The organism is Niallia oryzisoli (assembly GCF_043641075.1).
GTDB lineage: Bacteria > Bacillota > Bacilli > Bacillales > Cytobacillaceae > Bacillus_BD > Bacillus_BD oryzisoli_A.
Genome location: NZ_JBHZRC010000005.1, coordinates 127,605 through 142,158 on the forward strand (window position 1 = coordinate 127,605; position 14,554 = coordinate 142,158).

Here is a 14,554-nt window from a genome sequence, read left to right on the forward strand (position 1 = left end):
CAATAGAATAATAGAGGGAGATTAACATGAAACCAAAAATAATCATCTATAAAAAAGTGGACAAGGAAGTAATCGATTTTATTCAACAGACATCTGAAGTGGTTTATTTTGAGAAGCTAGATGAAAATACTTATCCTACGTTTCTTCAAGAGTTAAAAAGTGCAAATGGAATAATCGGTTCAGGATTGAAGATAGATAAGGAATTACTCGACAAGGCTCCACAGTTGAAAATAGTGAGCAATATATCAGTAGGCTACGATAACCTTGACTTAGAGGCATTAGCTACTAGAGGAATTCTAGCAACCAATACTCCTGGAGTTTTGAATGAAACTGTTGCAGATACCATTATCGGTTTAATCCTAGCTGTAGCTAGACGAATCCCGGAATTAGACCACTGGGTAAAGGATGGACAATGGCAAACTAACCTTGAAGAACAGTGGTTTGGAGTGGATGTTCATCATAAAACCCTGGGGATAATTGGTATGGGAGGGATTGGTTCAGTCGTTGCTAAAAGGGCACGTTTTGGGTTTGATATGGAAATCCTATACCATAACCGTTCTAGGTATAAGGAAGCGGAAGATCAATATCATGCTGCCTATTGTTCTATGGAGGATCTGCTTCGGAAGTCAGATTTTGTCTGTCTTATGACCCCGCTCACACCTGAAACTGAAAAGCTGATGGGGAAAAGAGAATTTGAGCTTATGAAGAGGTCAGCAATCTTTATTAATGCATCTAGAGGAAAAACAGTGGATGAAGAGGCTTTAATTCATGCTTTAAAAACAGATGAGATTTTGGGGGCAGGATTGGATGTCTTTATCACTGAACCCATACCTAGTAACCATCCGCTTCTTTTGATGGAGAATGTAGTAACAACACCACATATCGGATCAGCAACCTATGAAACACGCTTAGAAATGGCCATGTTAGCTGCTGCTAATCTAGTATCTGGATTAAAAGGGGAAACTCCAGTTAACTTGATAGGACTAGGGAATTGAATTAGAGGAGTATAAACAATTAAAAAATATAACTCTATGATTAATAAATGATCATCATTGAGGAGAATGGCTGTGAGAAGTTATCTTATATTAGGAATGTGTGCATTATATTTAATCCAATACTTTACTGAATTACATTGGCTTCAATTAGTGGTGGTTGGACTCTCATTAGTGGCCTTTATGAGTAGCGCCTTTAAAGCAGACCGCTTTCCTCGCTATCTTGGCATCATCATGATGACAGCTGGTTTAGTTATTGAATGGGGGAAGGGAACCGGGATTGAGGGAATAAGCGACGGGATATTTTTAATACTTCCGTTGATTTGCCTTTTGACATTGGCGCCGCTCCTTTCGATTCCGCTTAGACTCGGGGGTTATTTTGGCTCGGTTGCCGTTTTACTGCGTAATTTGCTACATCAGCCTAGAAAGCTGTACGCGGGAATAACAGGCACACTGTTTTTGCTTTCCCCTATCTTAAATTTAGGCTCTGTCCGGATTATCCATGAATTTTTGGAAGAGATTAAGCTTCCATCGACCATGTCTGCTAAAAGCTATCTTGTCGGATTTACCACGGCAGTTTTATGGTCTCCTTATTTTGCATCTGTTTCACTTGTTCTCCATTATCTGGATATTTCCTATGATATTTATATTCTTTATGGATTTGGATTATCGATTTTGTCTTTAGTAGTGGGAAATATTTGTTTTGCCTTTTGGGAGAAACGACATACGATTTCGGAAGAGATGGCTCCTATCGTACCGATTGAAAAGAAGCATCGCAGACAGCTCATGGAATTGGTATTATTTGTTGTCATCCTTATGGGTTCCTGTTTACTCATTCAAATATCTACTCAATGGTCGATGATTGTGATTGTATGTTTAGTCTCCATTATTATACCTGTTTTATTTGGCGTCATAACAATGGATTGGAAACGTCTTGTCCCACCATTAACAGATTTTTGCTCCAGAACGGTACCGATGTTGAATAATGAAATCATGTTATTTATGAGTGCCGGCATGTTGGCCTTTGCCATGAAAGGAACTGCTGCTGCCAATAAAGTCAGCGACCTCCTTGTCGTTCTGGCAAACAAATCCTTTATTCTATTTGCCTTGGCAGTCATGTTAATCGTACTAGGCATTACGTATATTGGGGTTCACCAGATTGCAGCGGTTGGCGCCTTGGCCATGCAATTGAACGCAGCTGAGCTGGGAATAAGTAACATTGGTTTGGCCTTGCTTTTATTGCTGACATGGTCGATTTCTACTGCGCTTAGCCCTTTCTCCGGTTTAAACTTAATGGTTAGCCGATTTGCTAATATTTCAGGGGTTCAAACAGGATTGAGGGCAAACGGGGTTCATTTATCCATCTTTGCCATTATCGGAATTGTTATTATTTCATTTATCAGCTAGTGTTTCAAAATACCCTAAGATTAATGTACTTCGCAAAGTATAAAAGAGTCAGGGTTATTTGTTATAATAAAAGAAAAATTATGGAGGTTTTTGGACTTTGGACAATAAAATGGAAAAAACGATTATTGATACACTATGTGAAAAAATATCTCCATATTTAATTATTTTATTCGGCTCCATCGTTAACGGAAACAGACATAACCAAAGCGACATTGATATTGCATTTTTAAGCAATGAAACGAAATTTGATAAATACGAATTATTCATGATAGCACAGGAACTCGCATCAAAGTTAGGGCAGGATGTTGATCTTATTGACTTAAAGCAGGCTAGTACTGTATTTCAAGCCCAAATAGTCCAAACCGGAAAGATTATTTATTGTACAGATGATCAAAAAAAAGCAGAATTTCAAATGAAAGCTTTAAAGATGTATGCAAAACTTAATGAAGAACGTGCAGAAATAATAAAAAGAATTGATGAGAGTGGGTCCATATATGAAAAATGATGTTATTTTGAACAAAGTTAACATCATAGAACGCTGTATAAAACGAATCAATGAAGAATATGACAACAACCCAAAAAATTTAGAAAACTATACAAAGCAAGACTCAATCATTTTAAATATTCAAAGAGCTTGCGAAGCAAGTATTGATTTGGCAATGCACATAGTTGCTGAGAGGAAGCTCGGTTTACCACAAAATAGCCGTGATGCATTTACTTTACTTGAAGCCGAAGGGATTATTCCATCTTCTCTCTCGGGAAAAATGCAAGCTATGGTAGGATTCCGAAATATTGCTGTTCATGATTATCAAGAAATCAATTTAGTAATTTTGGAAAAAATCTTAGATGAGCACTTGGTTGATTACTATCAATTTACAAAAACGATTCTTTCTTACTAAAGATTTTCAACCATAAGGAAAAAGGAGCAGCTAAGATAGCAGCTCCTTTTTCCTTATGGTTGAATTAACTTTTTTTCTCTCTATTGCATTTTATATAAAATATAACCAGTAAATAACTGAAATAAATCCATAAACTTCTTAGGGTTTTTGTTCGTAAGGACTTCAATCCTTTGCAGGCGGTAGGCAAGGCTGTTTCGATGAATATGAAGCTCCTTGGAAATAGAATTGATGTCGCCATTGTTTTTTATATAACAAATAAGTGTCTCGATTAATTCCTGTCCTTTTGCGTTTTCATCCATCTGCTTGAAAAAGTCGCTCATTTCATTTAATGGAATGTCTTTATGTGCTAGATAGTCGATAAATTTTAACTCTTCATAATCGCAAATGGTAATAGGTAAATTCATTTTTGCTGCGATTTCGATCGCTCGTTTTGCTTCCTGAATAGACTTCGCGACATGGATATGACTATTACCAATTCCGATGATGGTATTTTCTTGAGATATGGCTGTTTCTAATCTTTTTAATAGGTCACTGCCGGTAGGAACGATAAATAATGTTCTATTTTGATTTAGCTTAAATACATATTCCTGGTCTTGCAGGTACGGTTCCTTCAGCATGCTACCTTTTACTAAAATAGCCTTTCTTGGAATTTTTACAAGGATCCCAATTGCTTCTCCGTTATTGATAAAAGCCTCGTCGTATTCTTCCACACGAAAAACCCATTGATACAAAAACTCTTCCTTCATTTGCTCTTTGACTCTGCGTTCTTTAAATAAGAGCTCCTGGTTAATTAACAGCTCTGCTGTTACACGAACTAATTCCGCAAATGGCTCTACTATACTAGGTTCGCCGCTTATCCCAATGACGCCAATAATTTTATTGTTAAAATGAATAGGGATATTGACACCGGGCTTTGAGAAGCCTTCAGAAGAGTATACGCATTCAATTGCTCCGCGTTCGATTGCTTTAATTGCTCCATGATGATAGGTTCCAATCCTATCATTTTCTCCACTACCAATAATTAATCCAACCTCGTCCATGATATTTACATTATAGGGAATAACCATCATAACCTTTTCAGCGATTTCTTGAGCAAGACTTTGACTTATCTTCATTTTTTGCTACCTCCAAGTCTTTAACGTTTAATCTATTTCACTTCATTTGTTTATCTGCATAAAAAAAACGAAATTTTATTAGTGATTTGAATGATGATTTATTTGTAAGACAATTATACAATAAAAAATGTAAACGGTTACTAGAAAGATAAAAAAGTTTCAAAGCCAGATTATTCCTTGTAACGAAATAGACAAATATTGATTTCAGACTAACCTTATCAGTTTTTTTGTCTATCAACGTTTTGTTCAAATGACCAAAAAAATAAGGAGGAACTTTATCTAACTGAATAAAGAAGTTTTTTTCTAAACCGTTTATTATAAGTATGTGAAATAATTCACGTAATGAGAATTTGCAAGAGTCATGATAATAATTAAGAATTCTAGAATTGCCAAAATATTAAAATCTAGGAGGAGTTTATATTGTTTAAGCCAAAAGGAGTTATTCCTGCATTAGTCACACCGTTAGATAAAAATGGAAACTTAATGGAAGGTGCTTTAAAAAGAGTCATTGATTACACGATTGCAGGAGGTGTTCATGGATTATTTGTTCTCGGGAGCAGCGGTGAAATTTATGGTCTAACACCAGAGCAAAAGCGCCGTGTAGTGGAGGTAACAGTTGAACATACAGCTGGCAGAGTTCCAATTTATTGTGGTGCAAGTGAAATTACAACTCAAGATTGTATCCAAACAGCACAAATGGTTCAAGATATTGGAGGTGTTTCAGCTTTATCCGTTCTAACACCATATTTCATGTCACCGACGCAAAGCGAATTAATTGAACACTTTACTGCTATTGCAAATTCAACAAATTTACCGGTTATTCTGTATGGAAATGAGGCCAGAACACAGGTAAAGATCGATGTAAAAACATGTGAGGAACTCAGTAAAGTAGACAACATCATTGGTATTAAAGATTCTAGCGGAGATATGACCAAGATGGCTGAATACCTAAGAGTCACAGATCGAGAGACATTCTCCGTTCTAGCTGGCCGTGATACGCTAATTTATGCAGGGCTATGTCACGGCGGAAGCGGAGCGATTGCCAGCACCGGAAATATTGCACCTAAATTAGTTTCAGATATTTACAATGCCTTTGTTGCAGGAGATCATCAAAAATCATTAGAGCTGCAATTTAAGCTTGCACCATTAAGACTTGCTGTAGATAAAGCTACATTCCCTGTTGTGTTAAAAGAAGGATTAAGAATGGTAGGCATTGATGCAGGATATGCGCTTGGGCCAGCAGCAGAAATGAGCCCAGAAAGCAGAAGGGTTTTAGAGGGTGTTCTAAAAGATCTAGAATTATATCAATCAATTTAATTCCCTGCGGAAGGAAGAAAAGACTATGCCATTAGTATATGTTGCATTAGCAGTTGTCCTTTTACTAGTTTTAATGATTCCTCTAAAAATGAACGGGTTCATATCCCTAATATTGACTTCTATCTTTGTTGGCTTCCTAGTAGGTATGCCAGCGGAGCAGATTTGGGAAGTCATTGGTGATGGTCTTGGAGGCCAGCTATCGGGTACTGCCCTTATTGTTGGTATCGGAGCGATGCTTGGAACCGTTCTTGCTGATGCGGGTGCCGCACAGCGTATTGCAACAACTTTAGTAGACAAAATGGGACTTAAACGTGTTCAGCTTGCCATCTTGATTACTTCCTTTGTACTTGGCGTTACGATGTTCTTTGAAGTAGCTTTTGTGTTATTAATTCCACTTGTATTCGTTATTGTTCGTCAAACAAAATTAAATCTTTTATGGGTTGCTTTACCAATGTCAATCGGGTTATCTACTACACATAGCTTTCTTCCGCCACACCCGGGACCAGCAGCTGTTGTTGGGGTGTTCGAAGCGGATATGGGATTAACTCTTCTATACGGTTTAATTATTGCTATACCTGTAGCGACTTTCATTGCCTATACATGGACGAGAGTTCCATTTTTCAAAAAAATTAACCCGGCTATTCCAGAGGGTCTTGTGACAACCAAACAATTTAAAGAAGAAGAAATGCCATCGTTTGGTGTAAGTGTTTTCGTTGCTCTAATCCCAGTAGTTCTTATTGCTATTGATGCAGTTAACACACTCTTCTTACCAGAAGATAATGGCTTCAAACATGTTATGGGATTCATCGGTGCATCAGAAACGGCATTATTAATTGGTCTCTTAATTTCTATGTGGCTGCTAGGACCAAGAATTGGCCGTCCTTTGAAAGATGTAATGAATTCTTGTTCCAATGCTGTTAAGCCAATGGCCATGATCCTTTTAGTTATTGGTGCAGGGGGCGCATTTAAGCAGGTACTAGTTGATGGTGGAATTGCAGATTATATCAAAGCGATAACAGATGGCTGGGCGATGTCCCCTATCATTCTTGCTTGGCTTATCGCTGCTCTCTTACGTATTGCTCTTGGTTCCGCAACGGTTGCTGTTATGACTGCAGCTGGAGTGGTACTGCCAATTGCTCAAGCGTCAGGAGTACCGATGGAATTAATGGTACTTGCCGTTTCATGCGGAAGTGTTGCGTTCTCCCACGTAACCGACCCAGGTTTCTGGATGTTTAAGGAATTCCTTAACTTATCGGTAACAGATGCATTAAAACTAAGAACAACTTATACTACTGCGCTAGGCATCCTTGGTTTGATCGGTGTATTAATCTTAAACACATTTATTGGATAAAACTTCTTTTGAGTCAACCGGGCAGTAAAAAGCAGAGTTTGCTGCCCGCCATGGTTTCAAAAATTTTTAACTAAATATGGGGACATCTTGTTCCGAACATTTAAAAATAAAAATATTTCAGTGGAGTGAATAGATTATGAAGAAAATCGGATTTATTGGACTAGGTATCATGGGTAAGCCAATGAGTAAAAACTTAATTAAAGCTGGATATCAATTGATCGTTAGTGATTTTAATAAAGAAGCAGTAAAAGAGCTTGTGTCATTAGGTGCAGAAGTAGAAGAAACACCAAAGGCAATTGCTGAGAAATCAGATATTGTGATTACGATGCTGCCAAACTCACCAAATGTTAAAGCTGTTGCATTGGGAGAGAATGGACTGATTGAAGGAGCACGTGAAGGGTTAATTTACGTTGACATGAGCTCTATTGCGCCGGCTGCTTCACAAGAGGTGTATAAGGCATTAGCGGAAAAAGGTGTCGACATGCTGGATGCCCCTGTCAGCGGCGGAGAACCAAAGGCAATCGATGGAACCATGTCTGTTATGGTCGGAGGTAAAAAAGAGGTATTTGAACAAGTGAAGGATATATTAGCTGTTATGGCTGGATCGGTTGTTCATGTTGGTGAAATTGGTGCTGGTAACGTGACAAAGCTAGCAAACCAAGTGGTTGTAGCATTGAATATCGCAGCCGTGTCTGAAGCCTTTGTTTTAGCGCAAAAAGCAGGAGTTAATCCTGAAGCGGTATTTGAAGCCATCCGCGGAGGCTTAGCAGGAAGTACGGTGCTAGAAGCAAAAGCACCAATGATGCTGGACCGCAACTTTAACCCGGGCTTCCGGATTAATCTACACATTAAGGATTTAACAAATGCAATGGAAACAAGCCATGAGTTCGGTGCACCGGCGCCGCTAACAGCAGCAGTATTAGAAATGATGTACGCATTAAAATCAGATGGTCATGAATTTGATGATCATAGCAGTCTATTAAAATACTATGAAAAATTAGCAAACGTTGAAATAAGCCGTTAATTGTTTGATCTAAAAACCGCTTTCCTTTCATTAAAAAACTAAAACTATTAGAATGGAGAAATCCCAATGAATACAGTACAAAACGTTGTGAATGTTACTCCGGTTGTTACAGAAATGGAAGTTTATCCAGTTGCAGGACGCGACAGCATGCTTTTCAATCTTAGCGGCGCACATGGTGCTTATTTTACAAGAAATATCGTGATTCTAAAGGATAGTAATGGGAACGTCGGTGTCGGTGAAGTACCGGGCGGTGAAGGCATTCGTAAAACCTTAGAAGATGCTAAATCAATAGTTATCGGCTCATCCATTGGTAATTATAATAATATCTTAAATAATGTAAGAAAAGAATTTTCCGGACGTGATTCAGCAGGCCGGGGGTTACAAACGTTTGATTTACGGATTACAATACATGCAGTAACAGCTATTGAATCTGCACTGCTAGATTTATTAGGCAAACACTTAAATGTACCGGTTGCAGCCCTATTAGGTGAAGGCCAGCAGCGTGATAAAGTAAAAACGCTGGGATATTTGTTCTACATTGGGGATCGCAATAAGACGGATCTTCCATACTACGCTAATCCGAATTCAGAGATTGATTGGTATCGAATCCGTCATGAAGAGGCATTAACACCGGAAGCTGTAGTACGTCTTGCGGAGGCATCTCAAGAGCTGTATGGCTTTACAGATTTTAAGCTAAAAGGCGGCGTTCTTGAAGGAAAAGAAGAAATTAAAGCGATTAAAGCGTTAAAAGAAAGATTCCCAGATGCAAGAATCACATTGGATCCAAACGGAGCATGGTCATTAAAAGAAGCTGTTGAGCTATGTAAGGATATGCATGGAATTCTGACTTATGCAGAGGACCCTTGCGGTGCTGAAAATGGTTACTCTGGTCGTGAAGTCATGGCGGAATTCAGAAGACAAACAGGTCTTCCGACTGCTACAAACATGATTGCAACGGACTGGCGTCAAATGGGTCATACGGTTTCATTACAATCAGTTGATATTCCGCTTGCTGATCCACATTTCTGGACCATGCAGGGTTCTGTCCGTGTAGCCCAAATGTGTAATGAATGGGGTCTAACATGGGGTTCTCACTCTAATAACCACTTTGATATTTCATTAGCAATGTTCACACATGTAGCTGCTGCAGCACCTGGTGATATTACAGCGATTGATACGCACTGGATTTGGCAGGAAGGAATCGAACGCTTGACGAAGAATCCGTACCAAATAAAAGATGGATATTTATCCATCCCTGATAAACCGGGCTTAGGCGTGGAAGTAGATATGGATCAAATTCTGAAGGCAAATGAATTATATAACAATATGGGACTTAACTCTCGTGATGATTCAGTTGGGATGCAATTCTATATTCCAGGATGGAAGTTTGACAATAAGCGTCCTTGTTTAGTTAGATAATAAAGGTTAGGGGTGGCTGGAATAGTCACCCTAAACTTGTATCATATCAATCACTTAATTGACTAATTAAAATGTAAAGGATAGATTTTTATGAAGTTTGTGCTAGCGCCTGATTCATTTAAAGAAAGTATGACGGCGAAGAATGCTGCCCTTGCGATGGAAAAAGGAATAAAAACAGTATTTCCCGATGCGGAATGTGTCATCGTTCCAATGGCTGACGGCGGAGAGGGGACGGTAGAATCTCTCGTAAGCTTGTCTGACGGAGAAATCATTAAGACAGAAGTAATTGGACCATTAGATGATAATGTAATGGCGGAATACGGACTTCTAGGTAACGGGCATACGGCAGTGATTGAAATGGCCAGTGCCAGCGGTTTAGAATTATTAAAACCAGAAGAACGGAATCCTTTGCTCACGACAACGTACGGTACAGGCCAATTAATCAAAGATGCTCTAGATAAAGGAGTCAAGCGTATCTTAATCGGTATTGGCGGAAGTGCGACAAATGATGGTGGGGTAGGTATGCTCCAGGCTTTAGGTGTTTCTTTTAAGGATGAAGATGGTGAGGAATTACCGTTTGGCGGTGGGGCCCTGCATCGACTGCATTCCATTGATTTGAGCGGCTTGGATGAAAGAATAGAAACGATCCAAATTGATGTAGCCTGTGATGTAAGCAACCCGTTAATCGGAGAAAACGGAGCATCTGCTGTTTTCGGACCGCAAAAAGGAGCAAGTCCAGATGTTGTGAAGGTTTTAGATCAAAACCTAACACACTTTGCTAAGAGGATTAAGGAGCAATTAAATCAGGATATTGCCAATACACCTGGTGCCGGAGCCGCCGGAGGACTTGGTGCAGGGCTGCTTGCCTTCCTAGATGCTCGCCTGAAAAAAGGGATTGACCTTGTCATTGAGTATACCGGGCTTGAGGAATACGTTAAAGGAGCAGATTATGTATTCACGGGAGAGGGCAGCATCGATGGGCAGACCTTGTTTGGTAAAACCCCGTTTGGAGTAGCATCCGTTGCTAAGAAGCATTCCGTTCCGGTTATTGCTTTTGCCGGCAGAATTGGCGATGGCGTGGAGCCCCTATACAGCAACGGATTTACGGCGATTATTGGAATCCTTAAGGGTGTTACTTCATTGGAGGATGCTCTTCATTCTGGAGAGGCTAACTTATCCTTCGCTTCAGAAAATGTTTGTCGTTTATTGAAATAATGTTACTTAATCAAGGGTGTCCTTAGAGAATTTTTTGGTTGCTCCAACGAAGGAACCAAGAGGAAATGTCTCATAGAAGGGTTCTAAAGAACAAAACGGCGAAGGAACCAAGTGGAAATGTTCTATAGAGTGGCCCTAAAGATCAAAATCCCGCCTTTGTGAAAGCAAAAGGTCCTTCATCACCCAGATGGAGGACCTTCTCTTTATGAAATTTTAACGAGTATTTTTCCGCATGCTTGTACCTTTAATAGAATAGGTAAATTCTCCGGAAACTCTTTAAGTGTGATTTCTTAATAGCTGATAAAACGGTATGCGGGGTCTAACTTTAATTTACGGACAAACTCTTATTCTTGGATGAAATAGTATTTTGAATACGTTATAATAGGCTTACTAAATTGGTCTAACAAGGAGCCTAAAGATGGATGTAACTCCTAAGAAAATAAACGTTGAATCAGTAAACCGAAATACCTTATCCAAGCAGGTAGTTGAAAGCATTATCCAACTATTGCTGAGTGGCCAGATGAAGCCGGGGGATAAGCTGCCACCCGAAATGGAATTAATGGAGATATTGAATGTAAGTCGCCCTGTGTTACGTGAGGCCCTTAGCTCCCTAGAATCATTGGGTGTCATTAATAGAAAAACACGTGAAGGTACTTTTTTTAACAATAAAATCAGCAGCCATCCTTTTTCGATTATGCTATCTCTTGCGTACGATAACCTTCAGGCAATGGTGGAAGCTCGAATGGCTTTAGAATTGGGATTAATTACGATTGCCGCAGAGAAAATTAGCGATGAAGAACTCAAACGATTAAAAGAAACAATTGAAGTCATTGAAAACAATAAAGACGCTGACTATGGAGAAGCAGATATTGAGTTTCACCGCATTATTGCCTTGAGTGCGAACAATCCAATTGTAGAAGGCATGGTTGATTCTTTAATTATGACGCTTGTAAAAATTAATAATGAAATTAAAATTCGTGAGCCGGAACGTACGATTGAACATCATACGGCTATCTACAAGGCATTGGAAAAAAGAGATCCTTTTGAAGCATTCCACCAAATGTTTTTACATCTCGATTATGTTAAGCATAAGGTATTGCAAAAGAATAGCAATTAAAGAAAAACCTGTAACCCCAAATCCCCACCATAGAGTTGAGGATTATTTTTTACATACAGATGTAGTTGGCCGTTTTTAAAATTTTCACAGAAAATGGAGGTTAGTTGACATGACGGATCGAATCAATGATCAACAAATCAATGAAATTAGAAACCACATCGAAAAACGTAGGGTCACATTAAATGATGGAACAACCTTACCCGCACTTGGTCAAGGGACATGGTATATGGGAGAAAATGAACATAAACATAAAGCGGAAGTAAAAGCCCTGCAGCTGGGTATTGAATTAGGGATGACATTAATTGACACAGCGGAAATGTATGGGAATGGCGGTGCAGAAAAGGTAGTCGGCGATGCAATAGTAAACCGCCGGGATAAAGTATTTTTAGTTTCAAAGGTGTACCCTCACAATTCAGGCTTAAATAAAATTTCTACAGCCTGTGAAAATAGTTTAAGGAGATTAGGTACTGATTATCTTGATTTGTATCTATTACATTGGAGAGGGAGTGTGCCTTTAGCGGAAGTAATTGAAGGCATGGAAAAGCTAAAAAATGAAGGGAAAATTCGTAGATGGGGTGTATCTAATTTTGATTATAATGACATGATGGAGCTAGTCGATATCCCTAATGGCAGGAATTGTGTAACCAATCAGGTGTTATATCACCTTGGTTCAAGAGGAATTGAGTTTGATTTGCTTCCATGGCAGAGGGAACAAAAAATGCCTATCATGGCTTACTCACCGATTGCACAAGGAGGTACGCTAAGAAAGCAGCTATTAACTGATCCAACCGTACTCGATTTGGCGAAAAAATACAACGCAAACCCAGTCCAAATCCTTCTCGCATGGTGCATACGTTCAAATGATGTCATTGCTATCCCTAAGGCTGCCAACCTAGAGCATGTGATTGAAAATGCTTCTGCAGCTCGAATTTATATTGAAAAGGAAGATATTGATAGGCTTGATCAGGTATTTCCTAAGCCGCATAGAAAGATGCCTTTAGATATCATCTGATTTTGTTGAAAAAATGATCATGGGTAGCTATTTGCTGAAAAACGGCACAACGAGTGTTTTAATACTCGTTGTGCCGTTTTTGTTTTGTTTGATAAAGATTTTAAAAGCAAAAGGGTTGTTCTTGTGCACAAAAATTAGCTCGATTTATTAGCGATTTGAACGGTGTTTTATTTGTAAGACAATTATACAATATGAGTGTAAAGATTTTCGAAGAAAGAACCTCAAAATTGTTTGATGTATCCTAATTAATAATTATACAACGAAACTTTGTGTACTTTATTCATTTAATAGTTTTTATGCAGATGACTAAAAAAATTAGAGGAGTGAAAGAATTATGAAGAAAATTGGATTTATTGGATTAGGAATTATGGGCAAGCCAATGAGTAAAAATTTAATTAAAGCTGGTTATCAATTAATCGTTAGTGATTTTAATAAAGAAGCAGTAAAAGAACTTGAACTATTAGGTGCAGAAGTAGAAGAAACACCAAAGGCGATTGCAGAGAAATCAGATATCGTGATTACAATGCTACCAAACTCTCCAAATGTAAAAGCTGTTGCTTTAGGAGAAAATGGTCTTATTGAAGGTGCACATGAAGGATTAATCTATATTGATATGAGTTCGATCGCACCAGCAGCTTCTCAGGAAGTCTACAAAGCTTTAGTAGAAAAAGGAGTCGAGATGCTGGATGCTCCTGTCAGTGGGGGAGAACCAAAAGCAATCGATGGAACCATGTCTGTTATGGTTGGAGGTAAAAAAGAGGTATTTGAACAAGTGAAAGATATATTAGCCGTTATGGCTGGTTCCGTTGTCCATGTTGGCGAAATTGGTGCTGGTAACGTAACAAAGCTAGCAAATCAGGTAATTGTGGCATTAAATATCGCAGCCGTGTCTGAAGCATTTGTCTTGGCTCAAAAAGCAGGAGTCAATCCGGAAGCAGTATTTGAAGCAATCCGCGGCGGTCTAGCAGGAAGTACCGTGCTGGAAGCAAAAGCCCCGATGATGCTCGATCGCAACTTTAACCCAGGCTTCCGTATTAATTTACATATCAAAGATTTAACGAATGCAATGGAAACAAGCCATGAGTTCGGCTCGCCAGCTCCATTAACAGCTGCAGTATTGGAAATGATGTATGCTTTAAAGACAGATGGCCATGAATTTGACGACCATAGTGGACTATTAAAATACTATGAAAAATTAGCGGGTGTGGAAATAAGCCGGTAAATAAATGAGGCGCGGGTCGGGTCCCTAGGCTCAGCGGGAGTGAACCAAAGGGACAGGTCCCCCGGCTCACTTTAAGAACAGATTCTCTCTATAGTGAAAAATATATGAGACCAAAAGAAACAAATTAAAAAGGAAAGTTCTGCGGAGCTTCGACTCTCCAGAATTTTCCTTTTTTGTATATTATGGGAAAATACCTCTCCCAAATATTTCTAACAATTGTTTGGTTTGCCTTTATAGTCTACCGAATCAAGCTGAATTTTCCATTTGCGGTAGCGTATCGTCCTTATAGGCTACCGAAACAAGAAGATTTACTCAATTACGGTAGCGTATCGTCCTTATAGGCTACCGAAACAAGAAGATTTACTCAATTACGGTAGCGTATCGTCCTTATAGGCTACCGAAACAAGAAGATTTACTCAATTACGGTAGCGTATCGTCCTTATAGGCTACCGAAACAAGAAGAT

General features: G+C 38.9%; 13 protein-coding genes. 12 read left to right on the forward strand and 1 reads right to left on the reverse strand.

Annotated features, from left to right (window positions below):
- Positions 1–26: 26 nt before the first annotated feature.
- From ACHUFV_RS16165 to hepT, 4 genes are all read left to right on the forward strand, one after another.
- On the forward strand, positions 27–995 hold the full coding sequence (locus ACHUFV_RS16165; protein ID WP_394235894.1) for a 2-hydroxyacid dehydrogenase: 969 nt from the start codon (positions 27–29) through the stop codon (positions 993–995).
- A gap of 72 nt (positions 996–1,067) precedes the next feature.
- Complete coding sequence (locus ACHUFV_RS16170; protein WP_394235895.1) at positions 1,068–2,399, forward strand: hypothetical protein; 1,332 nt, start codon at positions 1,068–1,070, stop codon at positions 2,397–2,399.
- Between the two features lie 97 nt (positions 2,400–2,496).
- On the forward strand, positions 2,497–2,904 hold the full coding sequence (gene mntA / locus ACHUFV_RS16175) for a type VII toxin-antitoxin system MntA family adenylyltransferase antitoxin (protein ID WP_394235896.1): 408 nt from the start codon (positions 2,497–2,499) through the stop codon (positions 2,902–2,904).
- Positions 2,894–3,298 (forward strand): type VII toxin-antitoxin system HepT family RNase toxin, encoded by a 405-nt coding sequence (gene hepT, locus ACHUFV_RS16180; protein ID WP_394235898.1) that lies wholly within the window; start codon positions 2,894–2,896, stop codon positions 3,296–3,298. Before mntA ends, hepT begins: the two co-directional genes overlap by 11 nt.
- Positions 3,299–3,378: 80 nt before the next feature.
- Here hepT and ACHUFV_RS16185 read toward each other — a convergent pair whose 3' ends face one another.
- Complete coding sequence (locus ACHUFV_RS16185) at positions 3,379–4,413, reverse strand: CdaR family transcriptional regulator (protein WP_394235899.1); 1,035 nt, start codon at positions 4,411–4,413, stop codon at positions 3,379–3,381.
- A 420-nt stretch (positions 4,414–4,833) separates the two neighbouring features.
- Here ACHUFV_RS16185 and dapA point away from each other — a divergent pair, with 420 nt between their 5' ends.
- The 8 genes from dapA to garR (ACHUFV_RS16225) all read left to right on the forward strand — a co-directional run bounded on the left by dapA (position 4,834) and on the right by garR (ACHUFV_RS16225) (position 14,090).
- On the forward strand, positions 4,834–5,730 hold the full coding sequence (dapA, locus tag ACHUFV_RS16190; RefSeq protein ID WP_394235900.1) for a 4-hydroxy-tetrahydrodipicolinate synthase: 897 nt from the start codon (positions 4,834–4,836) through the stop codon (positions 5,728–5,730).
- 25 nt (positions 5,731–5,755) lie between these two features.
- Positions 5,756–7,081, forward strand: a complete 1,326-nt coding sequence (locus tag ACHUFV_RS16195) for a gluconate:H+ symporter (RefSeq protein WP_394235902.1) — start codon at positions 5,756–5,758, stop codon at positions 7,079–7,081.
- A gap of 136 nt (positions 7,082–7,217) precedes the next feature.
- Complete coding sequence (gene garR / locus ACHUFV_RS16200) at positions 7,218–8,105, forward strand: 2-hydroxy-3-oxopropionate reductase (RefSeq protein WP_394235904.1); 888 nt, start codon at positions 7,218–7,220, stop codon at positions 8,103–8,105.
- 66 nt (positions 8,106–8,171) lie between these two features.
- Positions 8,172–9,524: a glucarate dehydratase gene (gene gudD / locus ACHUFV_RS16205; RefSeq protein ID WP_394235906.1), complete on the forward strand. Its 1,353-nt coding sequence runs from the start codon at positions 8,172–8,174 to the stop codon at positions 9,522–9,524.
- A 90-nt stretch (positions 9,525–9,614) separates the two neighbouring features.
- A complete protein-coding gene (locus ACHUFV_RS16210; protein ID WP_394235907.1) occupies positions 9,615–10,739 on the forward strand; it encodes a glycerate kinase in 1,125 nt (374 codons plus the stop codon).
- Positions 10,740–11,157: 418 nt separating this feature from the next.
- Positions 11,158–11,856 carry a FadR/GntR family transcriptional regulator gene (locus ACHUFV_RS16215; RefSeq protein WP_394235909.1) on the forward strand — a complete coding sequence of 233 codons (699 nt, stop codon included), beginning with the start codon at positions 11,158–11,160 and terminating at the stop codon, positions 11,854–11,856.
- 109 nt (positions 11,857–11,965) lie between these two features.
- The gene (locus ACHUFV_RS16220; protein WP_394235911.1) at positions 11,966–12,868 is read left to right on the forward strand and encodes an aldo/keto reductase; all 903 of its coding nucleotides are present in this window, start codon (positions 11,966–11,968) and stop codon (positions 12,866–12,868) included.
- Positions 12,869–13,202: 334 nt separating this feature from the next.
- Positions 13,203–14,090, forward strand: coding sequence for a 2-hydroxy-3-oxopropionate reductase (gene garR / locus ACHUFV_RS16225; protein WP_394235913.1), 888 nt, complete (start codon positions 13,203–13,205; stop codon positions 14,088–14,090).
- Positions 14,091–14,554 lie beyond the last annotated feature (464 nt).